Source organism: Flavobacterium pallidum (assembly GCF_003097535.1).
Taxonomy (GTDB): Bacteria; Bacteroidota; Bacteroidia; order Flavobacteriales; family Flavobacteriaceae; genus Flavobacterium; species Flavobacterium pallidum.
The window spans coordinates 562,121-582,713 of the sequence record NZ_CP029187.1 but is presented as its reverse complement, the minus strand read 5'-3'; the positions used below and the strand labels follow the sequence as shown (position 1 = coordinate 582,713).

Genomic DNA, 20,593 nt, shown 5'->3' with positions numbered 1-20,593 from the left:
ATATAACGTAATTAAATAATTTGAAAACCGGCGCGCGCATTTTCATTTGCCATAATCATTACCTTTACCGCATGATTTTAGTAACTGGCGGTACCGGTTTGGTGGGTATGCATCTTTTAATGCTCTTGGCGGAAAAAGAGGAAGCGGTCCTTGCCATTTACCGTAATACGGAAGGCATCGAAAAAGTGAAAAGGCTTTTTGAAATGCAGCATAAGGCGGATTCGTTTCATAAAATCGAATGGCAGCAGGCTGATATCACGGATATCCCGTCACTTGAAAATGTGTTTTCCGGAATCAGTAAGGTGTACCACTGTGCCGCGATGATTTCGTTTGACCAGTCTGATGAAGGCATCTTGCGGAAAGTCAATATTGAAGGCACGGCGAATATCGTCAACTTTTGCCTTGCGAAAGAGGTGCAGAAACTGTGTTTCGTGAGTTCCATCGCGGCTTTGGGAGATGTAGCGGTCAACGAAACCGTCATTTCGGAAGAAACCGAATGGAATCCTGAAAAATACCACAGTGATTATGCCATTTCAAAATATGGTGCCGAAATGGAAGTGTGGCGCGGCCAGCAGGAAGGACTCGAAACGGTGATTGTAAATCCCGGCGTAATCATCGGGCCTTTTGCCTCCAAAGCCGATTGGCAAAACGGCAGCGGCAGGATTTTTTGGGAAATCAGCAAAGGCATGAAGTATTACACGAAAGGCGCCACAGGTTTTGTCGGTGTCTGGGATGTGGCCGCAATCATGCATCAGTTGATGGAAAGCCCGATACAATCGCAAAGATTTGCACTCGTATCCGAAATCATGTCTTTTGAAGTTTTGTCAAAAATGATTGCCCATGAAATCGGTGTCAAAGCGCCCACAGTTTATGCCAAAAAATGGATGACGGAATGGGCATGGCGTATTGACGGCGTATTGTCTTTTTTGTTTTTTAAGAATAGGAAACTCTCTAAAGCTGCTGCGAAATCCCTTCATGCATTGGAGCAATACGACAACAGCAAGGTCAGGCAGGCACTGCATTTTGATTTTGAATCGATCCCGGCGGTAATTAATAAAACAGCTGTGTTTTTCAGGAAAACCTAACGTTTGAATCCGGCTTTGGTCCTTTTCGGGGGACTTTTCAATGGCACATCCTGATCAGAGAGCTTTAAATCGGTCTGCGGTATTTTGCTCTTTATTTTCCAAAGTGAATCAGCTATTTTCTTATCCTGGTCCAGGCGTTTTTCCACTTTTTCATACATTTTGGCATAACCGTCAATGTCATTGGCATAATAACGGTCGCTTTTTGCAAATTGCAGGCTGTCCACTTTATATTTCTTATAAATGTATGTCGACGGATTGATTTTCCGCTTTGCAATAGATGTGGGTTCAGACAATCTTATTGCCTCCAGCAGCGACAGGTCATATATGATATCGACCATCTTGTCTTTTGGAATGAGGTTGTCTGGTTTCTCGGCTGATTTGTCACTGCAGCCTGCCAGTAAAAGGGCAGATAACAATATAACGATATTCTTCATAACTCTTGACTAACGGTTAAACAAAAGCCTTTGCCCGCACTGGACATCTTTTACCTTAAAATTGTTGTAGACCAGTTCGCCATTTACAAAAGTATGCGTAATCCTGGATTTAAAGGTGTAATTTTCAAAAGGCGACCACCCGCATTTATAAAGGATATTTTCTTTTTTAACGCTCCATGGCATGCCGGCATCTACAATCACGAGGTCTGCATGATAGCCCTCACGGATAAATCCGCGTTTTTCAATCGCAAATAATTTCGCTGGATTGTGTGCCATTTTCTCTACGATCTTTTCAATCGATATCTTTCCCTGATGGTGCGCTTCGAACATCGCCACCACGGCATGCTGCACCAATGGCCCTCCTGATGGTGCCTGGAGATAAGGCAGTTTTTTCTCGTCGAGTGCGTGCGGTGCATGGTCTGTCGCAATCACATCGATGCGGTCGTCGAGCAGGGCTTCCCAAAGCGCGTCGCGGTCTGCTGCCGTTTTTACAGCCGGGTTCCATTTGATAAGGTTGCCTTTGGTGGCATAATCCTCATTGGTAAACCAAAGATGATGTATACAGACTTCAGCGGTGATTTTCTTGTCTTCCAACGGGATCTTATTCGTAAAAAGCGCCGTTTCTTTTCCGGTCGAGATATGGAAGATATGCAATCGTGCGCCGGTTTTTTTAGCCAGCTCAATTGTTCTTGAAGAAGAAATGTAACAGGCTTCCTCGCTCCGGATCAAATGATGGGCCGTAACGGGAACGTCATCGCCATATTCTGCCTTGAATTTTTCAAGATTGTTTTTGATGGTCGTTTCATCCTCGCAATGTGCGGCAATCAGCATAGGCGTGCTGGAGAAGATTTTTTCCAAAGCTTCTTCATTGTCTACAAGCATGTTCCCGGTTGATGACCCTAAGAATAATTTTATTCCGGCCACATTCCGTGGATTGGTCTTCAGGATTTCAGAAATATTGTCATTGGTACCGCCGAGCATAAAGGAATAATTGGCATAAGAACGTCCTTCAGCCAATTGGTATTTCTGCTCGAGCAATTCCTGCGTGACCGCATTCGGAATGGTATTCGGCTGTTCAATAAACGATGTAATCCCGCCCGCAATGGCAGCTCTCGACTCCGATGCGATATCGCCTTTGTGTGTCAATCCCGGTTCCCGGAAATGGACCTGGTCATCAATAGCGCCTGGAATGAGGTAATTGCCCTGGGCATCGATGATTTTTGTGGCAGATGATTTAGAGCTGATGCTTTCCGCAATTTCAACGATATATTGATCCTCTATCAGCAAATCACCTTCAAAGATGGTACCTTCGTTGACGATTTTTGCATTCCTTATTAATGTCCTTTTCATAATCTTACGCTGGTTGGCTTTTGGCTTAAAGCCGGTTGAAAAATTTCCTGATCCGCAATGAGATTACCCCGAAAACGGCTTCCTTAATGATGGAATTACTCATTTTTGATTGGCCTTTGGTGCGGTCTGTAAAGATAATCGGTACCTCAGAAATGACGAATTTTTTGGCGTAAGCCCTGTATTTCATTTCAATCTGGAACGCATAGCCGATAAATTTAATCTTGTCAAGGTTAATGCTTTTCAGCACTTCACTGCGGTAACACATGAATCCTGCAGTGGCATCGTGAATCTTCATGCCGGTAATGGCACGCACATAAACGGAAGCGAAATAAGACAACAGTACACGGCTTAAAGGCCAGTTTACCACGTTCACGCCGGTAACGTATCGCGATCCTATGGCAACGTCTGCACTTTCAAAATGGCAGCAATGGTATAGTTTTTCAAGGTCTTTTGGGTTGTGCGAAAAATCGGCATCCATTTCAAAAACATATCCGTAACCTTTTTCCAGCGCCCATTTGAATCCGTGTACATAGGCCGTCCCGAGGCCCGATTTCTTCTCTCTTTGCTCCAGAAAAATCCTGCCCGGAAACTCCTGCTGCAATTCGATAACCCTGCCTGCAGTATTGTCCGGAGAATTGTCATCGATGATCAGCAAATCGAAAGGCTTGTGCTGCGAGAGTACGGCCCTGATGATGCTTTCGATGTTTTCAATCTCATTGTAGGTAGGAATAATTACAATGCTGTCGGTCATGCTGTAGTAGGATTTCACGGCAAAAATAATCTTTTTATCAATGCTGATTCTTAATTAATCCATAATATATCCAAACAAAAAATGATTAATTTTGCCGCATGACAGCGGCGATTTCATTTCACGAACGGATCATTGAAAATAAGGACTGGGCTACGATTTTATTCGTGGTATGTTTTGTGTTGATTGCTGTGGCAAAGTCGGTTTTTGAAGGCCGTTTCACTGATTTCTCCAAGCTCATTATTTCTGATAAATACATTAAGATTTATAAGGATAGTTCTAATCTGATGAGTTGGTTTACCATCACCCTTTTTATGGTGCAGGTGTTGTCGATTGCGTTTTTTATACAATTCGTGCTGAGTTATTTCGGGTATGTTTCAAAGACCGATTGGGCAGTATATGTACAGATCTTTACATTTACGGGGGTTTTTATCCTTTCAAAATTTCTTATTGAGAAAATAATTTCGGTATCGTTTAATATTGAAGAGTTTACAGAGCAGTTCAATTTGCAGAAAGTCAGTTACAGGACCTATCTTGGAATTTTGTTGCTGCCTGTAAATATTTTTCTGTTCTATAACAATTCTGTTTCAAAAACAGTAATATTTAGCGTTATTGCTATTATTTTGATAATAAATGTATTGACTTACCTTAATTCTTTGAGAATTTACCAAAATTTGATAATGAGTAAGTTGTTTTATTTTATTTTGTATCTTTGCGCACTTGAAATAGCGCCCTACTATTTTATGTATTACTGGTTTACAAAAAGTTAGCCTTAAGAAAGTTTATAATATGAAAGTGAAAACAATTTTGGTGTCCCAGCCAGAGCCTAAAGTAGAAAATTCACCATACTTTGAGCTACAACAAAAGCATAAAGTAAAAATTGATTTCAGACCTTTTATCCATGTTGAAGGCGTTAGTGCGAAGGACGTCAGGCTACAGAAAATCGATCTTAACAACTACACAGCCATCATTCTGACAAGTAAGAATTCAATTGACCACTTTTTCCGTGTGGCGGAAGAAATGCGTTATAAAATTCCGGAAGGGCTTAAGTATTTCTGCCAGTCGGAAGCCATTGCTTTCTACCTTCAAAAATATGTGGTTTATAGGAAAAGGAAGATTTATGTCGGGCAAAAAGATTTTGTCGATATGTCGCCGTTGATTAAGAAATACAAAGACGAAAAATTCCTGTTGCCGGCATCAGACCAGCTTAACGCAGATGCGCCGCAGGTCCTCAATAACCTGAAAGTGGATTGGACACAGGCTACTTTCTACAAAACCGTAATGAGTGATTTGTCAGACCTCGCAGACGTTTATTATGACGTTCTTGCGTTTTTCAGCCCGACGGGAATCAAATCGTTGTTTATGAATTTTCCGGATTTCGAGCAGAACAATACCCGGATCGCTGTCTTCGGGAGCACTACACAAAAAGAAGCATTGGAGCACGGACTCCGCGTGGATATCATGGCACCTTCGCCTGAAGCCCCGTCAATGACCATGGCCCTTGAAAAATATATCGCTAAAGCAAACAAAGAAAAATAGGAAGAGAAAAATACTTTATAAGAGAGCTGCACTTTGTGTGGCTTTTTTTATGCCCTTTTTTTAAGATGATTTTCCAATTCAAAATTTAACAAATGGTGTGGATTTAACGTAACGTCATGTTTTGGGAAAATGGTATTTTGCCTTCAGGGGAAGGGGAGAATGTTCCCTAATGAAATAATCTGATTTGTTACTGTGGAAATGCCACACCATTTGTTAAATTTTAATTCATCCGGATAAAAAAGAATTTGATTGAAGTAACTGTATAAAAAAACCGGCTCATCAGAACCGGTTTTTGAAACTCAAATTATTTTTTATTTATGCTAAAGGACCTCCCGCTAAAATCTCAGCATTGGCAAATTCTTCAAACTTCGCAAAATTCTCCTTGAATTTCTGTGCGAGTTCTTTGGCTTTCACATCATAAAGATCTTTGTCTTCCCACGTATTCCTTGGATTCAGGATTTCGTCGGGTACATTCGGGCAGGATTGCGGTTTTGCCAATCCGAAAACTACATGGTCTTTATATTCCACATTGTCCAGTTCGCCATTTATTGCGGCAGTGATCATGGAGCGCGTGTATTTCAGTTTCATCCTGTGGCCGATGCCATAAGGCCCGCCTGTCCATCCGGTATTGATCAGCCAAACAGTAACGCCTGCTTCCTTCATTTTCTGGCTTAGCATTTCGGCATAACGCGTCGGGTGCAATGGCATAAATGGCGCTCCGAAACAAGCAGAGAAATTCGGTTGAGGCTCTGTCACTCCGGCTTCAGTTCCTGCTACTTTCGCGGTATAACCAGAAATAAAGTGGTAAGCAGCCTGTCCCGGTGTCAGTCTTGAAATTGGAGGCAGGATCCCGAAAGAATCCGCAGTCAGGAAGAAAATATGTTTTGGATTCTTGCCGATAGAACCCGGCTGGATATTGTCGATATGGTAAATCGGGTAACTTACGCGTGTATTTGGTGTAATCGATACATCAGCATAATCCACTTCATCCGTGCCCGGCTTGAAAATTACGTTTTCAAGGATGGCTCCCCTTTTAATCGCGTGGTAAATATCCGGTTCGTTTTCTTCAGAAAGGTTGATGACTTTCGCATAACAGCCACCTTCAAAATTGAAAACCGTGTTTTCACTCGTCCATCCGTGTTCGTCATCACCGATCAGTTTGCGGTTCGGATCTGCGGAAAGCGTTGTTTTCCCTGTGCCTGATAACCCGAAGAAAATAGCAGTATCGCCATCTTCGCCCACATTGGCGCTGCAATGCATCGGTAACGTATTCTTATCGACCGGAAGGATGAAATTCAGTGCAGAGAAAATCCCTTTCTTCATTTCGCCTGTATATCCGGTTCCGCCAACCAAAGCGATTTTTTTAGTAAAATTCAGGATAGCAAAGTTGTGTTGCCTTGTTCCGTCAACTTCAGGATCAGCCATAAAGCCGGGCGCGCAGATTACGTGCCAGTCCGGTGTGAAGTTTTCCAGTTCAGAAGCTTCAGGCCTTAAGAACATATTGTAACAAAACAGGTTTGACCACGCCGTTTCAGTAACGACACGTACATTTAATCGGTAATTGTCATCGGCACAAACATAACTGTCACGTGCATAAATTTCTTTATTGGAAAGATAAGCGGTGACCTTATCATATAATTTGTCAAAATTTTCAGGAGAGAAAGGGATGTTCACCTTACCCCACCATACCTGGCTTTCAGTAATTTCATCCTTTACGATGAAACGGTCCTGAGGTGACCTTCCTGTAAATTCGCCGGTGTTGATGGCCAACGCTCCTGTTGAAGCTTCGCGGCCTTGTCCGGACTGTATGGTAATGTCGTGTAATTCGTCTGGGGTAAGCTGGTAATGGACTTTCGCGTTGTGTATTTTTAAATTTTCCAACGAAATCGATTTCGTAATCAAAGCGTTATTTGCCATAAAATTTTAAGTTGAGTTGTAAATTTTAAAGAGCAAAAGTAAAAAATTAAAATTACAACGTTGTAGTTACGTCAAATTTTATGATTTTTTGCGGGAAATTTCAACGAATAACCAAATCCAGCCGATAATTAACAAAGTTCCGCCGAAAGGGGTGAGGATTCCTATAAATTTTACATCCATATCGCTTGCGGAAAATAAAGCCAGGGTGTAAAGCGATCCTGAAAAAAAGAAAACACCCCAATGGATGAAATTAAAAATGATTTTTTTTGCTTTTTGAGGAATGATGTTAACCGTTCCAAGGAATAACAGGAATAAGGCGTGGTACATCTGGTAACGTACGGCGGTTTCAAACACCGCTAAGGAATCAACACTCAATATTTTCTTCATCGCATGTGCCCCGAAAGCCCCGAAAATAATCCCAAAAAATCCAAACACAGCACCTGCGCTAATGATCTTCTTATCCATCTTTAAAGTTTTCGATAAAAGTAATGCGCACAGGTGTAAGAAAAAACAAGGAGGGATACTTTTTTATAAATATAACAAATACCTACATTTGCGCCAGAATCATAACAAATGAGAAATATCCTGATTATTGGTGCCGGCCGTTCGGCATCATCGCTGATACAATACCTGCTGGCAAAGTCGGATGCCGAAAACCTGCACCTGACCATCGGCGACCTTTCTGTCGAGCTGGCTCAAAGGAAAACCAAAAACCATCCCAATGCCACCGCCATAGCTTTCGATATTTTTGACGAAGCCCAGCGCAAAAGTGAAATACAAAAAGCAGCTGTAGTCATTTCAATGCTGCCTGCACACCTGCATTTTGAAGTCGCGAAAGATTGCATCACTTTCAAAAAGCACATGGTGACGGCTTCCTACATCAGTGATGCGATGCAAAGCCTTGACGCTGCCGCAAAAGAAAACGGGCTGGTGTTTATGAATGAGATCGGGCTTGATCCGGGTATCGACCACATGAGCGCGATGAAAGTCATCGACGAGATACGTGACAAAGGCGGCAGGATGATCCTATTCGAATCGTTCTGTGGCGGACTCGTCGCACCAGAATCCGACGACAATCTCTGGAACTACAAATTCACCTGGGCGCCAAGAAATGTGGTGTTGGCAGGACAGGGCGGCGCTGCAAAATTCATACAGGAAGGTACTTACAAGTATATTCCTTATCATAAACTGTTCCGCCGTACTGAATTCCTCGAAGTCGAAGGCTACGGCCGTTTCGAAGGGTATGCGAACCGCGATTCGTTGAAATACCGAAGTATATACGGACTTGACGATATCTTAACCTTATACCGCGGCACCATCCGTCGCGTAGGATATTCACGGGCCTGGAATATGTTCGTACAACTCGGGATGACTGACGATACGTATATGATCGACAATTCTGATACCATCAGCTACCGCGAATTCACGAACCTGTTTTTGCCTTATCACCCCACAGATTCAGTTGAAATAAAAATGCGCCTGCAGCTTGGTATTGAACAGGATGACATTATGTGGGACAAATTATTGGAACTTGATATTTTTAATCCAAACAAGATTGTCGGACTGAAAAATGCGACGCCGGCACAAATCCTCGAGAAAATACTGAATGACAGCTGGACATTAAAGCCTGAAGACAAGGACATGATTGTGATGTACCATAAATTCGGCTTTGAACTCAACGGCCAACAAAAACAGATCGATTCCAAAATGGTCTGTATCGGCGACGATCAGACGTATACCGCAATGGCAAAAACCGTCGGACTTCCCGTTGCCATGGCGACATTGCAGATTTTGAACGGTAATATTACCACTCCGGGTGTCCAACTTCCCATCCGCAGGGAAGTTTACGAGCCTATATTAAAGGAATTGGAAGAATATGGCGTAGTGTTTAATGAAAAGCATGTGACGTATTTTGGGTATAATCCGGATAAGTTGAATTAGTATTTTTAGGAGCTATTCCGGCTGTACGCTGCTATCTTTTATTTTTTTTAAGAAAAAAAATAAAAGGATATCCGCTGCCATCCGGGCTAGGGCAAGTTGAAACCGGATGCAAATGCTCTAATCACGTTTGGATTTCGAAATAAATTCCTACATTCGGTTTAAATTTGTAACTAAATGAAAATAAACTCCCTCCAAATTGAAATAGATGGCATCGATAAGGAAATCCTCCGCGACCTCATGGGCGATGCCAGAAAGCCCATCCTGCAAATTGCCAATAAAATCGGGATTTCCGGCGCAGCAATCCATCAACGGTTAAGGAAACTCGAGCAATCCGGCGTCATTTCGGGTTCGAAATTCACGGTAAGCAATAAGGTTTTGGGATACAGTACCATGGCATTCGTTGGAATTTACCTCGACAAGGCCGCCCGAAATCCAGAAGCTGTAAAAGAACTGCGGAAAATCCCGGAAGTGCTCGAATGCCATTACACCACAGGAAACTGGTCTATACTTATAAAAATCATCTGTCGCGATAACGAACACCTGATGAATTTACTGAATACCAAAATACAGGCAATTGAAGGCGTGTCGCGTACGGAAACATTCATTTCGCTGGATCAACAAATCGAGCGGCAAATACAACTCTAAATTTCAAAAAGCAGATTCCAAATTCCAATCTGCGTGAACGATTGGAATTTGGAATTTTAATATTGAAGTTTACACAAATGCGATAGCAAAATCCTTCGCAAAATCCTCCAATTTCACTTTCCCCTGCGGCGTTGCGCCTGAACTGAAATAATCTTCCTGGAGAATGCCGGATTGGATTCCCTGGCCCATTTCAAGATAACCGTCAGCGATGGTTTTCGTAAGCCCCGCCCCGAGCATCCCGTTGTACGCCTCTTCATCTGAAAATGAAATCCATGGCAATCCTGGTTTTCCAATAGCATTTCCAATGGTTTCAGCGACTTCCGCAAGTGTACGTACATCGCTTGAAACGTATTGATGGATATGGCCGTTGAAATCCAAAGACAAAAGGCGCTGTGCGGCTGCATCAGCGATGTCAGCAGGATGTGTCAACACCAAATTTCCATCGGCAGCACCGAAATTCGAGCCCATAATGCCTGCGTTCCGGATCAAATCTGCCATGGCAAATAAATTCGTGTAAAAATAAGACGGCCTTAAACTCAAAACATCGACGTTTTCCAGTTTGTCCAATTGCTTTTCAAAGTAGGCGAGTCCGTTAATTGGCCCTGCCCCATAACCCAAATGTGCCCCAATGCTGCTGAGCTGCACTACTTTTTTAATGCCGCTTTCTTTGATGGCGGCAACATAATTGTCGGCGACCTGTTTCATGTGCGCAGGCCAGTCTTCCGGGGCCCAGGTTGGTGGAATCATCACGTAAGCGGCATCCGCGCCCTTAAAAGTTTGTGCGACAAATGCAATGTCATTTACATCGCCGATAGCAGCCTTAGCGCCCAGTTGTTCAATCTCTTTCTTTTTGCTTTCATTAGTGCTGATGATGGTCACATCATGCCCTGCGGCAATTAATTGTTGTGCCAATGGCTTGCTGATGTTTCCAACAGAACCGGTTAAAACATATTTCATAATATTTTTATTTAGAATTATTTGTCAAAGGTATTTTTATACTTACTTTTGTACAAGTACCTACCAAAAAGTATGTAATGAGAAATATCAAGGAAAGTTCTACGAACAACGAAAACCGCCAGGCAATTATGGTGGAATGCCCCGTGAGTTATGCGTTGGATAAAGTAGGAGGCCGATGGAAACCGCTGATTTTATGGAACCTTCGCAATGGAAAACTGCGTTACAGCGAACTTCGCAAAGCGATTCCGCCCATCACAGAAAAAATGCTGATCCAGCACCTCAAGCAATTGGAATCCGATGAACTCGTGCAAAGGATTGTGATAGAAGTGATGCCGCCTCATGTAGAATATCAATTATCCGGCAGCGGCAGCGAACTCATCCCGGCCATGGCGGCATTGGCCGATTGGGGAATGCGGAACGCCATGAGATAATTCGGGAAGGTGCAGATTTGGAGAAAATACTTCCAAATAAAAATCCGCGGCCTGATGAAGGCCGCGGATTTCAATATTCCATTCGTAAATTCCACACGCCTATTACCTCCTGTTGCCCGCATACACCGAAATGTAATACAGCAACGTAGCAATAGAACCGACAGCGGCCACGACATAAGTACGGGCGGCCCATTTCAACGCATCTTTTGCACCGTCATGTTCCCGGCGCGTCAGCATTTGTTTGTTTTCAAGCCAGGCCAAAGCGCGGTTGCTCGCATCATATTCGACCGGCAACGTAATGACAGTAAATAAAGTTGTCAACGCAAATGCCACAATCCCTACTAAAAGAAGTTCAGGAAACGTTTTAATCATCAAAATCCCCGCAATCAGTATCCATTGGATCATGCCTGATGCCACGCTCACGACTGGCACGAGCTTCGAGCGCAATTGCAGCATAGAATACGCCTGCGCATGTTGCACCGCATGACCGCATTCGTGCGCTGCAACGGCGGCAGCGGCGGCATTTCGTTGGTTATACACGGCTTCGCTGAGGTTTACCGTTTTATCAGCGGGGTTGTAATGGTCGGTCAGGCGGCCTTCGGTCGAGATGACCTTAACGTCAAAAATTCCGTGGTCGGCGAGCATTTTCTCGGCGATTTCACGGCCTGACATATTGTTCTGCAACTGCAGTTTGGAGTAGTGCTCAAATTTCCGTTTCAGCGTATTGCCGACCAGCCAGCTTACGCCCATAATCAGAATGGCCAAAATCAGGTATCCGGGTCCCATAGTAATCTAGTTTAAATTGTTGCAGCCGTAAAAGCAAAATGCAAGCCAGATTTAAACCGTGTCACTTTGACAGTTTTTTTGGGCGTGCCCTCGTTGCGGAAACCATACACTAAAATGAAAAACTGTGCAGCAACGAGGTCGGGCTTTCCGCTGTATCTGCCGTTGCGCTGCGCTACACGGCAGGATGCCGCTGCAATCCCTCACGCGGTCTCCCGTACCCGAACGGATTACTCTTCCGGACTTCCGGACTTTCCTAACTTCCGGTCTTATCCCACAATATTGATAATCTTGCCCGGAACGATAATAACCTTATTAGGCGTACGCCCTTCAAGTTGTTTTGCCGTGCGTTCGTCGTTCATCACGATGTCTTCGATCTGTTCTTTGGATAAATCCAGCGGAAGCTCGATCGTAAAGCGTGTTTTGCCGTTAAACGACACCGGGTATTCCTTGCTGCTTTCCACCAGATGCTCGGGATTAAAGATCGGGAACGGCACGGTCGAAATGCTGCCTTCATGACCCAGCTGTTTCCACAATTCTTCGGCTATATGCGGCGCATAAGGAGAAATGACAATCGCCAATGGCTCTAAAATCACGCGCTCGTGGCAATTCATGGCGCTAAGTTCATTCACGCAGATCATAAACTGGCTCACCGAGGTATTGAACGAGAAATGCTCGATATCGTCCTGGACTTTCTTAATCGTTTTATGCAGTGTTTTCAACGCTTCTTTCGACGCAGGATTCGCATTCACGATCAATCCGTTGTCGTCAAAATACAAACGCCATAATTTCTTCAGAAACCCGAAAACGCCCGTAATTCCTGCGGTGTTCCACGGCTTAGATTGTTCGAGTGGCCCTAGGAACATTTCGTATAAACGCAAGGTATCAGCGCCGTATTCCTCGCAGATCAAATCCGGGGTCACGACGTTGTATTTGGATTTGGACATTTTTTCGACTTCGCGGGACACGATGAATTTGCCGTTGTCTTCCGTGATAAACTCGGCATCGGCGAAATCAGAACGCCAGTTTTTAAATGCTTCGATATCGAGTTCGTCTGAAGAATTTACAATATTCACATCAGCATGGATGGGTTGTGCTTTCTGATCGCCTACTTTATTTTTAGAGACAAAAGTATTCGTTCCTTCAAGTCGGTATGCAAACGCACTCGTCCCCAAAATCATTCCCTGGTTAATCAACTTCTTAAAAGGCTCGTCCTGCGATACAAACCCGCGGTCTTTTAAGAATTTATTCCAGAAACGGGAATACAATAAATGCCCCGTCGCATGCTCGCTGCCGCCGATATACAAATCGACATTCTGCCAATATTGCTCATCTTCTTTCGAAACAAATTCGTTGTCATTGTGTGCGTCCATATAACGCAGCCAGTACCACGAACTTCCGGCCCAGCCCGGCATCGTGTTCAATTCAAGCGGGAACACGGAGACGTTATCAATTGTATCATTCGAAACGACTTCGTTTTTTACTGTGTCCCAGGCCCACTCTTTTGAGTTTCCAAGCGGCGGCTGCCCGTCTTCGGTCGGTAGATATTTCTCGACTTCCGGTAGGCGAATCGGTAGGTGTTCCGCATCGATCATCTGCGGCATGCCATTCACATAATATACCGGGAACGGCTCGCCCCAATACCTTTGGCGGGAGAAAACTGCATCGCGTAATCTGTAATTCGTCTTGCCTTTGCCCTGGTGGATTTCTTCCAGAGCGGCTATCGCTTTTTTTGTAGCTTCCTTATAATTGAGCCCGTTCAGGAAATCGGAATTCGCAATCGTGACATTGTCTTTTGAGGCATACGCTTCTTCAGAAATATCAACGTTGTCAAAAATGTTTTTTATTTCGATTTTGAAATGTTTTGCAAACGCATAATCGCGCTCGTCCCCACAAGGTACGGCCATCACGGCTCCGGTTCCGTAACCCGCTAAAACATAATCGCCAATCCATACCGGAATCGGTTCTTTCGTAAACGGATGCTCGGCATAAGCGCCGGTAAAAACCCCTGAAATCGTCTTCACATCGGCCATGCGTTCGCGCTCTGAACGGCGTGCGGTCGCTTCGACATAGGCTTCGACGGCTGCTTTTTGTTCCGGCGTGGTAATTTTTGAAACGAGTTCGTGTTCCGGGGCAAGTGTCATGAAAGTGACGCCGAAAATGGTATCGGGACGGGTCGTGAACACGTCAATTTTATAATCGTTGGTTTCGTCACCTGAAAGCAGGTAATCGATATTGTCGCGCTCTGTTTCAGAATCTTTCAGCTTAAACGTCACCGACGCACCGACCGATTTTCCGATCCAGTTCCGTTGGCTTTCCTTCAGCGCTTCGGTCCAGTCGATTTGTTCCAAACCCTGCAGCAACCTTTCTGCGTAAGCGGAAATGCGCATGCTCCACTGTGTCATTTTCTTACGGATGACGGGATGCCCGCCGCGTTCTGACACACCGTTTACGATTTCGTCATTCGCCAGGACGGTTCCCAGTGCCGGGCACCAGTTGACTTCGGTTTCTGCCAGATAGGTTAGGCGGTACTGAAGCAGGATTTGCTGTTGCTTTTCGTAGGAGAATGATTTCCATTCCGATGGGAAAAAAATGTCAATATTGTCATCGCACACCGCATGGACCGTGGCATTGCCGGCCCTTTCAAAAATGGCTGTCAATGTCGAGATGTCTTCCGCCTTATCGGTTTGCTTGTTATACCAGGAGTTGAACAACTGGATGAAAATCCACTGTGTCCATTTGTAATATTCAGGAGAAGACGTACGCACTTCGCGGCTCCAGTCAAAGGAAAATCCGATTTTGTCCAATTGTTCGCGGTATCGCGCGATATTTTCTTTCGTTGTCTTTTCAGGATGCTGCCCGGTCTGGATCGCATACTGTTCTGCCGGAAGGCCGAAACTGTCGTAACCCTGCGGATGCAACACATTAAAACCTTTGTGGCGTTTGTAGCGCGCATAAATATCCGAAGCGATGTAGCCCAGCGGATGTCCTACGTGAAGCCCGGCACCGGAAGGATACGGGAACATGTCCAGGACGTAATATTTAGGCTTTTCGGAGTTGTTTTCAGCGGCGAATGTCTGGTTTTCTGCCCAGTATTTTTGCCAGTATGTTTCGATTTCGGAAGGATTGTATTTCATCTTTTTAAGTGCCAGAGTTGCGGAGCACGTGAGTGCCTGAGCAAAGAATGGGATGTATTTTTAATTGCACAATTTAGCTGCGAGCGGCAAATTTACGCTTATTGTACGAAAGTCAAAACTTTGCACGTTATAAACTGCGGTTAAGGATTTTCTTTATATTTTTACGCCATAATTTTCCAACTATGAGTTCGTCTTACGAAAAGTTTAAAAAGCGCAGGCTGATTACTTCTTATTTTTCTGTAGTGCTGAGTATTTTCCTGGTACTTTTCCTGTTGGGCGGTTTGGGCTTGTTCGTGATCAATTCCCAGAAACTATCGGACCATTTCAAAGAGGAAATCCCGATGAGTATTTTCTTCAAGAATGAAGCGACCGATAGTGTGCACAAGGCCTTTGCAGCAGAGTTAAAAACGGCACGTTTTGTGAAAAACAGCGAATTCGTAACCAAGGAAGAGGCTGCCAAAAGATATTCCAAGGATATGGGCGAGGATTTTATGGCTTTTGCCGGAGAGAATCCATTGGAAAACAGCTTCGATATCCACCTCAATGCAGCATATATCCGTAACGACAGCATCCGTAAGATAGAAGACCGGTTCAGGAAAAACGACATGATTTCAGATATCGTTTATGACGATGTGCTCGTGGATCTTGTGTACCAGAATATTGAAAATGTGAGCATGTGGATATTGATTGCGAGTGCTATATTTGCACTGATTGCAGTGTTGCTGATCAACAGTTCCATGCGCCTTTCGATTTACTCCAACCGCTTTATCATCAAAACCATGCAGATGGTGGGCGCGACAAAATCATTTATCCGCAGGCCATTTATCGTACGCAGCATTATGTTGGGAATCATCGGATCGGTACTGGCTGTCGCGGCGTTGATTGTCACGCTGGTAACCCTTGACGAGAATTATCCGGATCTGAAGATTATCGAAGACCAGGCAATGACCGGTTTGGTTTTGCTTGGCGTGATAGTGATCGGGATTCTGATTACGTGGTTCAGTACGTTTTTTGCAACACAGCGTTTTTTGAACCTGAGGACAGATGATCTTTACTAGATAAGGTAAAAATTAAAAAAGAAACAAATGAAGATGAAGCATTCAGAAGACAATAAATACAAAGGTGATTTCCTTTTCGAAAAGATCAATTACAAAATCCTGCTGGTCGGCATCGGCGTGATCGCATTGGGTTTTATATTGATGATGGGTGGCGGCAGTGATGATCCGAAAGTTTTCAGTGAGGATATCTTCAGTTTCCGAAGAATCCGTTTGGCACCGACTACGGTTTTGGTTGGTTTCGGAATCACTATTTATGCCATCCTGAAATCCCCAAAATCAGCAGGCAACGAGTAGGATATTTTTTTTCCAAAAACAACACTAACACCCATTTCATATGGATTATATTCAGGCCATTCTCCTGGCAATCATTGAAGGCGTAACCGAGTTCCTGCCCGTTTCCTCGACAGGGCATATGGTCATTTTCTCTTCGTTCATGGGTATTGAAAAAGACGATTTCACGAAATTGTTCGAAATCGTAATCCAACTGGCCGCAATCCTTTCCGTAGTGGCGATCTACTGGCGCAAATTTTTTGATTTCAAAAGGCTTGGTTTTTATGTCAAGCTGATGATTGCGGTAATCCCCGCCCTGTTTATCGGAGGGCTTTTCAAAAAGCATATCGAAAAAATGATGGAAACACCCGTCGTGATTTCATTGATGTTATTGATTGGAGGGATTGTACTGATTTTTGTCGACAAATGGTTCCCCAATCCGAAAATTACCGATGAAGCACAAATAACAAATAAAAAAGCACTGACCATCGGTTTTTACCAAACGTTGGCCGTTGTATTTCCGGGTACCAGCCGAAGTGCCGCCACCATCATCGGCGGGATGGAGCAAAAGCTCGACCGCAGGACTGCTGCCGAATTTTCGTTTTTCCTTGCCGTACCCACCATGCTCGCGGCTACCGTAAAAAGCATTTACGACGTATGGAAAAATTCTCCTGAGATTTTGAATACCGACAATCTCGGAATCCTTGCAGTGGGGAACATCATTGCTTTTTTGGTTTCGTATGCTTCCATTAAATTCCTGATCAATTACCTGACTAAAAACGGCTTTAAGGTTTTCGGTTATTATAGGATTGCACTGGGAATCATCCTGCTTGCGATTTATTATTTCGAATCCCCTGTTGCTGCATAATGACAGCGGAAGATTTCCAGAACGGACAGATCCTGTTGGTTGATAAGCCCCTGCATTGGTCGTCATTCCAGGCGGTCAATAAAATGAAATGGGCACTCAAGAGCAAACTCGGGATCAGGAAAATCAAAATCGGGCACGCCGGTACGCTCGATCCATTGGCGACCGGATTGCTGATAGTCTGCACCGGAAAATTCACCAAGAGGATTACGGAGTTGCAGGGCCAGGAAAAAGAATATACCGGAACATTCCACATTGGTGCGACCACACCTTCTTATGATTTAGAAACCGAAATAAACGAGACTTTCCCAACGTTACATATTGATGCGGATTTGATACACGAAACCGTAAAACAGTTCCTTGGCGAAATCGACCAGAAACCCCCCGTTTTTTCCGCGATAAAAAAAGACGGCAAGCGATTGTACGAACATGCCCGTGCCGGTGAAACCGTTGAAATCGCTTCCAGGAAAACCACCATCCACGAATTTGAAATCACCAGAATTGCACTGCCCGAAATAGACTTCAGGGTCGTTTGCAGTAAAGGGACTTACATCCGTTCGCTGGCTTTTGATTTTGGAAAAGCACTGCAGTCCGGAGCACACCTTACCGCATTGCGCCGCACCAAAATAGGCCATTACCATGTTAACGATGCACAACCCGTACCCGATTTTGAAAACAGCCTGTCTTAAGAAAATACTTTTAACGGTATTGTTATTGTTGGGTTCCGTGGCTTCCAGGGCACAGGAATCGATGCCGCTTAAACCCGTAAAGAAAAATTATTTCCAGTGGGAACTCGCTGCCCCGATAAAGCAGAATGAAGCCTTTGGAGAGGATGAAGAACAGCCTTTTTTCCGTCCGGGAGGCGCTTATCTCCGGGTCGGTTTCGGCCGCCGCGTGGTCGATTGGATGTCACTCGGGCTACATACCGGAATCGAATGGAAATCGGATCCGGGTTTGGTATCTGCGCCGGTTTTTGGAAATATCAAAATAGCCCCGAAATTATCCCAGGATGACGAGGTGAGGCCCTTTGTGTCGTTCGGTTACGGAAAAGTTTTTGTGTTGAACAAGGACCGTTTCTCAGGGAATTTCCTGCGGGGCAACCTTGGTCTGGATGTGGCTGTCCTCAGTGAAAATGAAGAACGGCAAAAAGGCGTGCTGTCCGTTTTTATAGAAATCTCTTACTATCATTTCAAACCAGAGGATTTCGACAATCTTTCTACGTTCAATATCGGGCTTGGCTATACGTTCTTATAAGCCGGCCATTATTGCGACCATTTCATCCTGGATTGATGCGCCTTTGTCTTTGGTGTACCAAAGCTGTAATGCCGTTTTTCCAGCGTCGTCGAAAACGCCATTTTCCCGTTTATAATCTGCCACCAGATCCAACGCAGCTTTTGGCCTCGGTCCCCATGTCGTTTTCACTGCATTGTTTTCATCCAGGACGATCAGCTTTGGAATCGAGCGTGTGTTGTGGGTCAGAAATAAATCCATCAGCTCCGGATGTTCGTCGCGCAGTACGATTTTGAGGGTGACTTTGTCAGACAATTTGGCCAGCTTCTCCAATACAGGCAGGATTTGTGCCGCATCACCACACCAGCCTTCAGAAATCACGAGCCACGTAAACCGGGATGCCAATGATTGCATCGCTGAAGCATTCTTTTCAGAAATCAGAACGGTCTTTTCAAGCCTGTTCATGCGGGTCTCATTCATCCGGCTGTAGTGCGTCAGGGCTTCAGATTGCCCATGCCCGGTCGATTTGTTTTCAGACAGCAAGGTTGTGACCATGCTACGGTAACCATCGTAGGAAATGCTTTCCGCAAGGCCTTTTGTAATCGTGTTTTTCATAGGGCAAAATTAAGTGTAATAATTTGTTTCAGGAGCTTCACCCTGCTCTCGCCTTAATCTTTTTATTTTTAAGAAAAAAATAAAAAGGATACCGGCTCCATCAGGGCTAGGGATTCCGGGCATTTTCAAATTTTATTGCCAGATTCCAAAATCTTCAGAATATGTCTATATTTGCACAACTCAACAAAATTAGCAGATGAAATTTAAAAGAATCCTCCTGAAATTAAGCGGTGAAGCCCTGATGGGGGAACGTCAATACGGCATCGATCCGGCAAAACTGGCCGAGTACGCTGAAGACATCAAGACGATTCACGACCAGGGCATTGAAATTGCCATCGTCATCGGAGGCGGAAATATTTTCAGGGGCGTAGCCGGAGCCAGCAATGGGATGGACCGCGTCCAGGGAGATTATATGGGCATGCTTGCCACGGTCATCAACGGGATGGCTTTGCAGGGCGCATTGGAAGACAAAGGCATGCTGACACGCCTGCAAACCGCTTTAAAAATTGAAGCGATTGCTGAGCCATACATCAAAAGGAGGGCTGTCCGCCACCTTGAAAAAGGCAGGATTGTCATTTTTGGTGCCGGCACCGGAAATCCCTATTTCACTACAGATACTGCTGCGGTATTGCGCGGCGTTGAAATCCACGCCGATGTGATCCTGAAAGGAACGCGCGTTGATGGTATTTACACCGCCGATCCTGAGAAAAATCCAGATGCGGTCAAATTTGATTATATTTCGTTTGAAGACGTTTTGAAAAAGGGCCTCAACGTAATGGATACCACCGCGTTTACCTTAAGTCAGGAAAACCAACTGCCGATTGTGGTTTTTGATATGAACAAAAGAGGAAACCTTTTGAAAATCTGCCAGGGAGAAAACATAGGAACGGAAGTAAACATATAAAAATTACAAATTTCAAATTCCAAAATCACTCAGAAATGAACGAAGAACTTGATTTTATATTAGACGGCGCCGAAGAATCCATGACGGGTTCGATTGCGCATCTTGAAAAGGAATTCCTGAACATTCGCGCAGGAAAGGCAAGCCCGGCCATGCTGGGCAGTGTTTTTGTAGATTATTACGGATCAGCCACACCGCTTTCCCAGGTGGCCAATATTAACGTGCCTGATGCCAGGACGATTACCGTACAGCCCTGGGAAAAAAATATGCTGCATCCCATTGAAAAAGCGATTATGATAGCCAACATCGGTTTCAATCCGATGAATAATGGGGATGTGATCATCATCAGCGTGCCGCCTTTGACGGAAGAGCGCCGACGTGATCTGGTCAAACAAGCCAAAGCCGAAGCTGAAGATGCCAAAATCGGAATCAGGAATGCCAGGAAAGATGCCAATACCGACATCAAGAAACTGGAAAAAGAAGGCGCTTCCGAAGATGCCTGTAAGAGTGCCGAGGAAGAAGTGCAAAACCTGACCAATGCCTACATCAAAAAAGTAGACGAACACCTGGCAACCAAAGAAGCCGAGATCATGAAGGTCTAAATCATAAAAAATGTATAAAATCCGCTCCGTTTCCGAACAGAGCGGATTTTTTTATTTCGCAGCTTCGTAACTTGCAGCAATTTTG

General features: G+C 44.4%; 22 protein-coding genes. 13 read left to right on the top strand and 9 right to left on the bottom strand.

Going from position 1 to position 20,593, the window contains the following annotated elements; all coding sequences use genetic code 11:
• Nucleotides 1–71: 71 nt before the first annotated feature.
• Complete coding sequence (locus HYN49_RS02335) at nucleotides 72–1,085, top strand: NAD-dependent epimerase/dehydratase family protein (protein WP_108902618.1); 1,014 nt, start codon at nucleotides 72–74, stop codon at nucleotides 1,083–1,085.
• On the opposite strand, the gene HYN49_RS02330 is transcribed toward HYN49_RS02335, so the two are convergent.
• From HYN49_RS02330 to HYN49_RS02320, 3 genes are read right to left on the bottom strand one after another with little or no spacing between them, the layout of a single operon-like run.
• Entirely contained in the window at nucleotides 1,082–1,519 is a 438-nt protein-coding gene (locus HYN49_RS02330; RefSeq protein ID WP_108902617.1) for a DUF4296 domain-containing protein, read from the bottom strand. The two genes, HYN49_RS02335 and HYN49_RS02330, sit on opposite strands and share 4 nt — an antisense overlap.
• A gap of 9 nt (nucleotides 1,520–1,528) precedes the next feature.
• A complete protein-coding gene (locus HYN49_RS02325) occupies nucleotides 1,529–2,869 on the bottom strand; it encodes a dihydroorotase (RefSeq protein ID WP_108902616.1) in 1,341 nt (446 codons plus the stop codon).
• Nucleotides 2,870–2,894: 25 nt separating this feature from the next.
• Entirely contained in the window at nucleotides 2,895–3,620 is a 726-nt protein-coding gene (locus HYN49_RS02320; protein WP_108902615.1) for a polyprenol monophosphomannose synthase, read from the bottom strand.
• 98 nt (nucleotides 3,621–3,718) lie between these two features.
• On the opposite strand from HYN49_RS02320, the gene HYN49_RS02315 reads away from it, so the two are divergent.
• Both HYN49_RS02315 and HYN49_RS02310 read left to right on the top strand, forming a co-directional pair.
• A complete protein-coding gene (locus HYN49_RS02315; RefSeq protein ID WP_108902614.1) occupies nucleotides 3,719–4,387 on the top strand; it encodes a DUF4271 domain-containing protein in 669 nt (222 codons plus the stop codon).
• A gap of 19 nt (nucleotides 4,388–4,406) precedes the next feature.
• Complete coding sequence (locus tag HYN49_RS02310; protein ID WP_108369593.1) at nucleotides 4,407–5,156, top strand: uroporphyrinogen-III synthase; 750 nt, start codon at nucleotides 4,407–4,409, stop codon at nucleotides 5,154–5,156.
• A 315-nt stretch (nucleotides 5,157–5,471) separates the two neighbouring features.
• Here the strand turns inward: HYN49_RS02310 and pckA are convergent, their stop codons facing one another.
• Nucleotides 5,472–7,073 carry a phosphoenolpyruvate carboxykinase (ATP) gene (gene pckA, locus HYN49_RS02305; protein WP_108902613.1) on the bottom strand — a complete coding sequence of 534 codons (1,602 nt, stop codon included), beginning with the start codon at nucleotides 7,071–7,073 and terminating at the stop codon, nucleotides 5,472–5,474.
• A gap of 78 nt (nucleotides 7,074–7,151) precedes the next feature.
• On the bottom strand, nucleotides 7,152–7,538 hold the full coding sequence (locus tag HYN49_RS02300; RefSeq protein WP_108902612.1) for a DUF423 domain-containing protein: 387 nt from the start codon (nucleotides 7,536–7,538) through the stop codon (nucleotides 7,152–7,154).
• Between the two features lie 108 nt (nucleotides 7,539–7,646).
• On the opposite strand from HYN49_RS02300, the gene HYN49_RS02295 reads away from it, so the two are divergent.
• A complete protein-coding gene (locus HYN49_RS02295) occupies nucleotides 7,647–9,014 on the top strand; it encodes a saccharopine dehydrogenase family protein (RefSeq protein ID WP_108902611.1) in 1,368 nt (455 codons plus the stop codon).
• A 174-nt stretch (nucleotides 9,015–9,188) separates the two neighbouring features.
• Nucleotides 9,189–9,659: an Lrp/AsnC family transcriptional regulator gene (locus tag HYN49_RS02290; RefSeq protein WP_108902610.1), complete on the top strand. Its 471-nt coding sequence runs from the start codon at nucleotides 9,189–9,191 to the stop codon at nucleotides 9,657–9,659.
• Nucleotides 9,660–9,728: 69 nt separating this feature from the next.
• Here the strand turns inward: HYN49_RS02290 and HYN49_RS02285 are convergent, their stop codons facing one another.
• A complete protein-coding gene (locus tag HYN49_RS02285; RefSeq protein ID WP_108902609.1) occupies nucleotides 9,729–10,616 on the bottom strand; it encodes an NAD(P)H-binding protein in 888 nt (295 codons plus the stop codon).
• A gap of 77 nt (nucleotides 10,617–10,693) precedes the next feature.
• Between HYN49_RS02285 and HYN49_RS02280 the strand changes: the two genes are divergently transcribed.
• The gene (locus HYN49_RS02280; protein ID WP_108902608.1) at nucleotides 10,694–11,047 is read left to right on the top strand and encodes a winged helix-turn-helix transcriptional regulator; all 354 of its coding nucleotides are present in this window, start codon (nucleotides 10,694–10,696) and stop codon (nucleotides 11,045–11,047) included.
• Between the two features lie 102 nt (nucleotides 11,048–11,149).
• On the opposite strand, the gene HYN49_RS02275 is transcribed toward HYN49_RS02280, so the two are convergent.
• Both HYN49_RS02275 and leuS read right to left on the bottom strand, forming a co-directional pair.
• Nucleotides 11,150–11,833, bottom strand: a complete 684-nt coding sequence (locus HYN49_RS02275; RefSeq protein WP_108902607.1) for a zinc metallopeptidase — start codon at nucleotides 11,831–11,833, stop codon at nucleotides 11,150–11,152.
• A gap of 266 nt (nucleotides 11,834–12,099) precedes the next feature.
• Entirely contained in the window at nucleotides 12,100–14,967 is a 2,868-nt protein-coding gene (leuS, locus tag HYN49_RS02270; protein WP_108902606.1) for a leucine--tRNA ligase, read from the bottom strand.
• Between the two features lie 182 nt (nucleotides 14,968–15,149).
• Between leuS and HYN49_RS02265 the strand changes: the two genes are divergently transcribed.
• From HYN49_RS02265 to HYN49_RS02245, 5 genes are read left to right on the top strand one after another with little or no spacing between them, the layout of a single operon-like run.
• Entirely contained in the window at nucleotides 15,150–16,025 is an 876-nt protein-coding gene (locus tag HYN49_RS02265) for a cell division protein FtsX (RefSeq protein WP_108902605.1), read from the top strand.
• Between the two features lie 27 nt (nucleotides 16,026–16,052).
• The gene (locus HYN49_RS02260; protein ID WP_108902604.1) at nucleotides 16,053–16,319 is read left to right on the top strand and encodes a DUF3098 domain-containing protein; all 267 of its coding nucleotides are present in this window, start codon (nucleotides 16,053–16,055) and stop codon (nucleotides 16,317–16,319) included.
• A gap of 40 nt (nucleotides 16,320–16,359) precedes the next feature.
• Nucleotides 16,360–17,163 carry an undecaprenyl-diphosphate phosphatase gene (locus HYN49_RS02255; protein WP_108902603.1) on the top strand — a complete coding sequence of 268 codons (804 nt, stop codon included), beginning with the start codon at nucleotides 16,360–16,362 and terminating at the stop codon, nucleotides 17,161–17,163.
• Complete coding sequence (gene truB, locus HYN49_RS02250; protein WP_108902602.1) at nucleotides 17,163–17,849, top strand: tRNA pseudouridine(55) synthase TruB; 687 nt, start codon at nucleotides 17,163–17,165, stop codon at nucleotides 17,847–17,849. The genes HYN49_RS02255 and truB overlap by 1 nt, the downstream gene beginning before the upstream one ends.
• Complete coding sequence (locus HYN49_RS02245; RefSeq protein WP_146185034.1) at nucleotides 17,800–18,414, top strand: porin family protein; 615 nt, start codon at nucleotides 17,800–17,802, stop codon at nucleotides 18,412–18,414. Before truB ends, HYN49_RS02245 begins: the two co-directional genes overlap by 50 nt.
• On the opposite strand, the gene HYN49_RS02240 is transcribed toward HYN49_RS02245, so the two are convergent.
• The gene (locus HYN49_RS02240) at nucleotides 18,409–19,005 is read right to left on the bottom strand and encodes a thioredoxin family protein (RefSeq protein WP_108902600.1); all 597 of its coding nucleotides are present in this window, start codon (nucleotides 19,003–19,005) and stop codon (nucleotides 18,409–18,411) included. The two genes, HYN49_RS02245 and HYN49_RS02240, sit on opposite strands and share 6 nt — an antisense overlap.
• A gap of 196 nt (nucleotides 19,006–19,201) precedes the next feature.
• Here HYN49_RS02240 and pyrH point away from each other — a divergent pair, with 196 nt between their 5' ends.
• A complete protein-coding gene (pyrH, locus tag HYN49_RS02235) occupies nucleotides 19,202–19,909 on the top strand; it encodes a UMP kinase (protein ID WP_108902599.1) in 708 nt (235 codons plus the stop codon).
• Nucleotides 19,910–19,944: 35 nt separating this feature from the next.
• Entirely contained in the window at nucleotides 19,945–20,508 is a 564-nt protein-coding gene (gene frr / locus HYN49_RS02230; protein WP_108902598.1) for a ribosome recycling factor, read from the top strand.
• Nucleotides 20,509–20,593 lie beyond the last annotated feature (85 nt).